Raw genomic sequence first — 8,812 nt, 5'->3', positions numbered from 1 at the left:
TAATATAATTATTAAGTAAAAATAATAAAAAATATAATTTAAGGCCCTTATTTTAAATATAATCTTTTTATTTAAATAAAAAACATTTTTATTCTTAAAACACAAGTCTAAAAATTTATTTAATATCATCTTATTAAAAATTAATTTACTTATTAAAAGCAATCTTAATAAAACTAAAAAAAAACTATACTTAAAAAAAAGCAAAAATAGTAAAAATTAATAAAAAATTAGACTTTAAAATTAAAAAAAAATTAAAAATAATATAAACTTTTTAAAGTTTAAAAATTATTTTATTTATATTTTGTAATGTTTTGCTGGGTTTCCTGAGAAATCAGCAATGGTTGCGTCCCCATGAATTGTAAATAATTCAAATACAGGGTTGTCACCAGTGGAGTATAATGATTTTACAATTTCGTTTGAATCAATGACTTTTTGTTTAAGTTCAACATCATCAATAAATTCTACTTCTCCTTTAATTCTTATCCATTGGAATTCAGGAGTTGCAGTAGTCATTTCAAATTTTGGATCTGCATCTAATTCTTTGAACATTGATTTTGTGTTTGCAGTACAGAAATATGGAACATCATTTTCTTCAAAGTAGTAAAGAATTGGTCTTACTTTTGCTTCTCCATCTAATCCTTTAGTTGCTAAGTATACAAGAGAGTTTTCTTCTAAAAATTTAATTACATCATTCATTTTATTCACATCCATTTTTTTAATTTAATATATTTCAACAATTTAGTTTCAAACTAGTATTCTTCTAAATCATCATATTTAATGATTTATTAGCTTTAAACTAAAATTTCTATTATATTTTTTTATTTTGTAATTATAACTATAGTTAAATCCATATAAATAGGTTTTGTAACTTTTTAGTAACTACCTTAATTTTATCTGAATTAACTTAATTAGTTATAGATTTAATTTTAAATACATAATTTACATTATATAATTTAAATAACTATATATAAAAGGTTTTTGTAACTACCAAGTAATCATGTTACCTTCTAGTTACCACAAACCCAAATACCATAATTATTTTAAATTATAACTACTTCTCACACATTATAATATAAATAACCACTTATAAAAGGTTTTTGTAACTATTAAGTAATTATGTTACCTTTTAGTAACTATACTTAATTTATTTAGATCAAATCAAGCATATCTTTTAAAGATTGATTTAAATCATTATCAATTGATATACCATTATTTATTCCTTCTGGAATACTTGCTTGATTTAAGTTCATTCTTATTAATGTTGAATTTGGATAAACATGACAATATTGCTCAAATGGGAATCTAATAATTGTTGGAGTATTATATCCTACACCTAATTCTAAAAATACTGTATTTTTATCTACTGAATCTTTTAAAAACTCTTTGTATTTATTATAATTTTTATAATTTTCTCCTTCAACGAATTTATTATCACATCTAAGATTTTGAATTAAGAATTCTCCACATTTAGGACAATATGGAATATCATCACTACTTATAGTATAATCATCTACTTTGTTTTTAATCATGGATTTTATATATTTTTCATTATAATAAACATCATTAGAACAAGGTACTATACATTGAAATTGAGAATATTGTCCTTGTGGTTCAAATATTTTTTCTTGTTTAAATCCTGCTTTTTCAAGTTGATAATCAACATTAGTGGATATAATATAATAATTTTTATCTTTAAGTATATTGTATAAGCTAATATATGGCTTTAATGCTGGTGTTTTATATCTTACTTCATTTATATGATGAGACCAGAAACCCCAATATTTACAGGCATTATCTTTATTTAAGAAAGTCCAAAATACTCCCATAACTTCAGATACATTATGATATCCTAATTTTGCATATTGTGGATAATGTTCTTTGAAGAATTTTTCATCTGCATAGTTTACTCCACCTGCTGCAGATAATCCAGATCCAACACCTACAACAATATTGTCTGCTTCTGAAATTTTATCATATGCTTTTTTAATTTTTTTTGAATAATTGTTAAACATTTTAACCTCTTTAAATAGTATTTTTATAAATTTTCTTATGTTTTTCTAATTTTCTAACTTTCTAACAATCTTTTATAAATATAACCTTTAACAAGAACCCTAATCCTCTAACAATCAGCTATAAATATTACTCAAACCTTTAACAAGAACCCTAATCCTCTAACAATCTTTTATAAATTTCTAATTGTTCATCTTCAAATACATCAAATATTACCATTTCAATACTTGTATCTGGATTATTTTTTAAATAACTTGATACTGCGGAACATGCAGCTTTTGCAGCATCTTCTTTAGGATAATTAAAGACACCTGTTGATATATTTGGAAATGCAATTGTTTTTAGATTATATTTATCTGCAAGTTTAAGAGAATTAATATATGATGATTTTAATAATTCTTCTTGTTCTTTTGTAGGTTTTGTACCTTGAATTAATGCAGGACCAACAGTATGAATAACATATTTAGCAGGTAAATTATATCCTTTTGTTATTTTTGCTTGTCCAACTTTTTCATCATGACCTTGTTTAGTCATAATCTTATTACAATCATATCTTAATTGTATTCCTGCTGCAGAGTGAATTACATTATCAATACAATTATGAAGTGGAATAAAACAACCAAGAAGTTTAGAATTACATGCATTTACTATTGCATCTACTTTTAAGGTAGTTATATCTCCATGGAATATTCCTATTTTAGGATTTTTATTTGTTGGTTTAATTTCATTAGAAGAAACTAAATTTTTAGAATTAGTTTCATAAGTTAATAATTCATCTTGGATTTTTAAAAACTTTTTAGATATTGGTCCAGGTAGACGAATATTCATTAAAGATCTTAGAAGTAATCTTTTATCAGTATAATTCTTTGGGATATCTATTTTTTTATCTAATTCTGATATTAACTCTTTAAGTAGGAAATCTACCATTTCTTCTTTATCCATAAAATACCTCCTTTTATACTATTGAAATACATGTACCTATTATATACTTAGTTAATAAATATATTTTGTAATAAATAAGTAACTATGTTACTAAATAGTAACTATAAGATTTAAACATATATAATCAACTTATACTATTAAACATCCACAATAAACCAAAAACAACATAAACCAATTATAAAAAAACTAACTAAACACACACCACAAACCAAAAAAAAAACAAGATAATCAATTTATAATATTTAATTAAATACTAATTTTAATTTTAAAAAAAATAATTTTTTTAAGATAATTAATAAGTTAATTGTTAATATGAGAAAATTACTAATTTATTTATAAGTATAATAAAATAATTAAAAATTAAAATATTTTTTAATTATTAAAATATGTAAAAATAGAATTTATTATAAATTTTAAAAATGAAAATTTTATTAATTTTAATTTATAAATTTTAGATTAAGTGATATTAATGAATGCTAAACAAGGATTACAATTTCAATGTCCAATTGATAAAGTAGTTGGTTTATTTAATAAAAAATGGACGATACAAATTATAAGAGATATGTTTTTTGGTAAAAAACAATTTTCAGAGTTTAAAGAAGATAAACCTAATTTAAGTAATAAAGTCCTTTCACAAAGATTAAAAGAACTTGAAAATGAAGGAATTATTGAAAAAAATATTGTTGAAACACATCCTGTAAAAACAGAATATTCTTTAACTGATTATGGACGTGGTTTAAATAGAGTAATCTATGAAATTGCAATGTTTAGTTTAAATAGTGGATTTGAAGAGTATTCTAATAAAAATAAAAGGGATGAAATTCAGGATTTATTTAAAGATACTCTTAATATTGATTAGATTCAACTAGTATTATTCTATTACTTTAATATAGATTAAATTTAGCTAATATTTGCTATATTATATTAATAATCTTTTTAGTTAGTATTTATTCTATTAAATACTTTTAATTAATCTTTGAGTAGTATCATTAAATTTATATTATTTATTTAATACTGATTATATCTTTTATATTTTTTATTGCTTATATTAAACTACTGTTTTTTTATTTTTTATTTTGTACCATATATTCTGTCTCCAGCATCACCAAGACCAGGAAGAATATATCCATTTTCATTAAGATTTCTATCTACAGTTCCACAGAATATTTCAACATCAGGATGTTTTTCTTCAATAGTTTTAATTCCTTCAGGTGCTGCAACAATACATAATAACTTAATTTTACGTACCCCATCTTTTTTAAGCATATCTATTGTAGCAGAGGAACTTCCACCAGTTGCAAGCATTGGATCTATAATTAAAACTTCCCTATTAGCAATTCCTTTTGGCATTTTATAATAATATTTAATTGGTTTTAATGTTTTTTCATCACGATATAAACCAATATGTCCTACTTTTGAATTTGGAATTACATTAATAATTCCATCTAACATTCCCATACCTGCTCTTAAAATAGGTACAATTGCATAGTTATCTTCATTTAACATTTCTGTTTTTAATTCTTCTAAAGGTGTTTGAATTGTGACTTCTTCAAGTTTTGCATCACATGTAGCTTCATATGCTAAAAATGTTGAAATTTCTGTTATTAATTCACGAAATTCTTTTGTTCCTGTATTAACATCCCTTAGAATAGCTAATTTATGTGTTATTAAAGGATGATTTAAAACATGCACATTCATTAAATATCTCCTTAAATTTATATTTTAAAAACAGTTAATTTATTATCTATTTAATATTAAATTTTAAGTCTTTGTCTAAAATTTTGTTTTTTAAAGTATATGATTTTTATTAAAATATTTAAATAATATTTTTACCTATTTAAAATTCTTTAAAATTTAATATCTTATTTAAATGATGATTCAATTATTAATTAAAATTTTTAATTAAATTTAATAAAACACTAGAAAAAACAAACTAAACACCATAACAAAACAATAAACATTATAAAAATTTCCTTTTTAATTAAAAAAAGTAATCAATATTTTAAATAATTAATAATTTTAATATACAAGTAATTTTCAATACTAAAAACCAGTATAAATATCATATAATTAGTAAAAAATATTAAATAATTAATACAAATATAGTACTACTATAATTCAAAAATACTAAGTTAATTTAATATAAATTTACAAATAAAAAGTATTTTAGAGTTATAAAAAACAATATAAGAAATTTTTAAAAATAAAATTCTGAATTTAAGCTTAATATAAGTTTATAAACTTAATATAAGTTTAAAAGAAATTTCATATTTAATAATTTTATTTAGTGGGAAAAATGAAAGAATTAAAATGGGAAATAAAATTTACTATAGTATTAATTGTCTTAATATTTGTAATATATGGCCTAAATTATATTATATTCAAAGATATTGATGAGATACTAAATTATGTAATGTTACACTTAGGATTTATACCAATTGATATAATCATTGTAACACTTGTTATTGATAAAGTAATGGATAATCATGATAAAAAAGCTTTACAAGAAAAAATTGACATACTTATGGGTTCATTCTTTTCAGGAATTGGAAATGGTTTAATATATAAGTTTTATCATGCAAATGGAGAAAATGATATAACTAAAGATCTTAAATTTATTAAAACTTGGAAAGAAAAAGATTATGAAAATACATTAAAAGAATTAGAAGAAAATCCAATACCTTTTAATTCAAAATTAAAACCTGAAGATCGTGCTGAATTTTTTGTAAATTTAAAGCAATATCTAAATGAAAGAAGACCTTATCTATTTGATTTAATTGAAAATCCAACTCTACATCAAACAGATAATTTTTCAGAATTACTTCTTGCTATGATGCATTTAACTGATGAATTAGATTATAGGAAAACATTTGAAAATCTTCCAGAAAGTGATTATACACATTTATTTTATGATATAAGTAGAGTTTATAGTAAATTAATATATGAATGGGTAAGATATCTTGAATATACTTATAAAAACTATCCTTATATGTTAAAATTAGCAGTTCGTATAAATCCATTTAACGAAGAAGCTAGTATTTACGTAAAAGAATAGAAAAAATTTATTTTAACTTCTTTTTTTATTTTTTTAAATAAAATTAAATATATAAATAGCTATAAAAACTAGTTCTTAAAAAAAATAAATTGAAATAAATAGCTATAAAAACTAATTCTAAAAAAAAACCAAAAAATAAATAGCTAAAAAACAGTATATAATAAAAATAGCAAAAAACAATAAAATAATTTAAAAAACAGCGAAAAATAAAATTTTGGATTATTTAAAAGAATATTTAATCTTCTAAATAATGTTTAACTTTATTAGTACATTCTTTAATAATATTTGCAGCAGCATAAAATTCTTCTTTTTCAAGATCAGTCATATGAATAGGAACAATCATTTTAATACCTTCTTTTGATAAAATCGCAGGGACACCTAATGATACATCATGAACTCCTTCAACTTCACCATCTAAATAGGTAGTAACTGTTAAAATTCTACGACTGTTTGTAATAATATTTCTAGTTAAATCTGCAATTGCATAAGAAGGACCATATTCTGTTGCTCCTTTCTTAGATATTATTGAATTTCCTGCACTTTTAAGTCTGTTAATAAGAACATCTACATTTAAATTAATTGGTTCAATGAAATAATTTAAAGGAATACCACCAATAGTAGTTGAGCTTAAAAGTGGAACCATATGGTTACCATGTTCTCCAATAACTCTTGTATGAATTTCACTACTATTAATGTTAAAGTAATTAGATAAGAACATTTTTAATCTTAAAGAATCTAAATGGTTTCCAAGACCAATAACTTTACTTTTATCAAAACCAGATGCTTCTAAAGCAATTGTTGTCATTACATCAACAGGGTTAGTTACAACTAGGATAATAGAGTTAGGAGCATGAATAGCAATTTGTTTAGAATAATCTCTAACAATTTTAGCATTAGGTATTGCTAAATCTAATCTATCCATACCTTGTTTTCTTGGAATACCAGAAGTTATTATTACAATATCAGATCCTGCAATATCTTCAAAATCACAAGATGGAATAAATTTACATAAAATATTCTCAGCAGCTAAAGCATCATACATATCAAGTACTTCACCTTCAGCTTTACTTAAACTTGATGGTCTACTGAACATTACTATTTCATCAATAACATCTAAGGATGCTAAAGTGAATGCAACATTTTTACCGATTGTTCCAGTTGAACCTAATATACTAACTTTTGCCATATATAAATTTTATATATTATTATAAAAATATTTTACCTTTAATATATATAGTATTTTAAAAAAATTTTTATTAAGAGAAAATAATCGAAATAATAAACTAAATTTTACTACTTTAAACGATATTCTTAAAAATATCAATAAATTTAAAATTATATAAAATAAATACATATTAATGTTTAAATCTTAAATTAAATTAATCATAAAACCATTTAAATTCATCTTGTTTTAATAAAGCAATATCAATTGATAAATCAGATATATCATAACTATTTTTTAAACAATAATCAATGTTTGTAATAGCAATTAACGATTTAGCTAAAAATCCTAATTCCCTAGAAGATAAATCTGAAAGTTTTTCTAAATAAAAATTCTTATTTTCCTCTTTAATTGTTTTAATTTCTTTTTTAAGACAATCATAAGAATTATTAAAACCATGAACAATTGCTTTTAAATCATTAAGATTATCTTCATCTAAATTAAAATCATATTTATTATCTGAATCTTTTATATCATCTTTTAACTTACTGAAAGATTTATTATCAAAAATCTTTTATATCATTTTTAGTAAGATTTAACTTATTAAAAAACTTATTATCTGGATTTATATCCTCTTTTAACTTATTAAAAGATTTATTATCTGAATTAATTATATCCTCTTTAATAATATTTAACTTATTAAAATAATCATTATAATAAGATTCAATTCTATAAAATAAATTATACTGAAATTTTGGATGTATACCTGATAAAAATGCTACAATATCCTTTGTTTGAGAAAAAGCAAGAATTAAATTATCACCTTCATAAACTACTTTTTTAAAATCACTTGTAATAACTTCCCCATCAAGTAAAGTAATAAGTTCAAAATTAATAAAATAAGGTTCATTACTTATTGTATCATAACCTCCAATAACAATACCTGTTTTCTTAAGAATTAACATTCTAATAAATAATTTATATAAAAGATCTTTAATATAAGTATTAGAACAAGAAAATAAGGAAGCTAAATTATTAAAAAAATTATCTAAAGATTTAAATTCCTTATTACTTTTAATACTTTCAAAAACTGTTTTATATTTATCAATATCAAAATTGTTTAAAAATTCTTCAAAAGATTCTAGACAAGCTTTTTCTTCATTATCATTTAAAATATCACGAATAAAATTACCAAATAATCTTAAAAATTCAAATTTAATTAATTTAATATCCATTTCATAATCAGAATATTCTTCTTCAATATAATCTATTATAGAATATCCTAAATCTTCAAGATTATCATATTTATTATAAGAAATCTCATCTTTAAAATCTAATAATAAATCTTCCATAGAGATACTCATAAAATCTGGATTACCATAAACCATAACTGCCATAACATGTTTTCCTGAAAAATCAAATATTTTATTAACATTATCAAAAATTTTTTCATCATTTAAAATTGTTGATTTATCTGCAGCCATAATTAAATTATTTTCATTTATTAATACTAACTCACAAGTCATTTAATTACCTCAATTTAAAAATAATTAATTAATATTAATAAAAAATAATAATTATAAAATTTTATTATATAATAAAGAAAAAATAAGCAGATATTTAAAAATAAATAAGTTTAAAAT

8 protein-coding genes are annotated in these 8,812 nt (G+C 21.3%); 2 read left to right on the top strand and 6 right to left on the bottom strand.

Translation table 11 applies throughout. The features are described 5' to 3' along the window. Positions 1-294: 294 nt before the first annotated feature. The 3 genes from BGI41_RS05170 to BGI41_RS05160 form a co-directional block, all read right to left on the bottom strand. Positions 295-696, bottom strand: a complete 402-nt coding sequence (locus tag BGI41_RS05170; protein ID WP_088539201.1) for a pyridoxamine 5'-phosphate oxidase family protein — start codon at positions 694-696, stop codon at positions 295-297. A 452-nt stretch (positions 697-1,148) separates the two neighbouring features. Beyond that, positions 1,149-2,012, bottom strand: coding sequence for a Sir2 family NAD-dependent protein deacetylase (locus BGI41_RS05165; protein WP_088539199.1), 864 nt, complete (start codon positions 2,010-2,012; stop codon positions 1,149-1,151). Between the two features lie 151 nt (positions 2,013-2,163). Continuing rightward, entirely contained in the window at positions 2,164-2,952 is a 789-nt protein-coding gene (locus BGI41_RS05160; RefSeq protein ID WP_088539197.1) for a protein-ADP-ribose hydrolase, read from the bottom strand. Between the two features lie 469 nt (positions 2,953-3,421). Here BGI41_RS05160 and BGI41_RS05155 point away from each other — a divergent pair, with 469 nt between their 5' ends. Next, entirely contained in the window at positions 3,422-3,811 is a 390-nt protein-coding gene (locus tag BGI41_RS05155; RefSeq protein WP_088539195.1) for a helix-turn-helix domain-containing protein, read from the top strand. 212 nt (positions 3,812-4,023) lie between these two features. Here BGI41_RS05155 and upp read toward each other — a convergent pair whose 3' ends face one another. After that, positions 4,024-4,650, bottom strand: coding sequence for a uracil phosphoribosyltransferase (gene upp, locus BGI41_RS05150; RefSeq protein ID WP_088539193.1), 627 nt, complete (start codon positions 4,648-4,650; stop codon positions 4,024-4,026). A 598-nt stretch (positions 4,651-5,248) separates the two neighbouring features. Between upp and BGI41_RS05145 the strand changes: the two genes are divergently transcribed. Next, positions 5,249-6,007, top strand: a complete 759-nt coding sequence (locus tag BGI41_RS05145) for a hypothetical protein (protein WP_088539191.1) — start codon at positions 5,249-5,251, stop codon at positions 6,005-6,007. A 235-nt stretch (positions 6,008-6,242) separates the two neighbouring features. Here the strand turns inward: BGI41_RS05145 and BGI41_RS05140 are convergent, their stop codons facing one another. Both BGI41_RS05140 and BGI41_RS05135 read right to left on the bottom strand, forming a co-directional pair. Beyond that, positions 6,243-7,193 (bottom strand): malate dehydrogenase, encoded by a 951-nt coding sequence (locus tag BGI41_RS05140; protein ID WP_088539189.1) that lies wholly within the window; start codon positions 7,191-7,193, stop codon positions 6,243-6,245. A gap of 539 nt (positions 7,194-7,732) precedes the next feature. Then, on the bottom strand, positions 7,733-8,695 hold the full coding sequence (locus BGI41_RS05135; RefSeq protein ID WP_088539187.1) for a hypothetical protein: 963 nt from the start codon (positions 8,693-8,695) through the stop codon (positions 7,733-7,735). Positions 8,696-8,812 lie beyond the last annotated feature (117 nt).

This window comes from Methanobrevibacter sp. 87.7, from assembly GCF_002208625.1.
Taxonomy (GTDB): Archaea; Methanobacteriota; Methanobacteria; order Methanobacteriales; family Methanobacteriaceae; genus Methanarmilla.
This window is presented reverse-complemented; position numbering and strand designations above follow the sequence as displayed.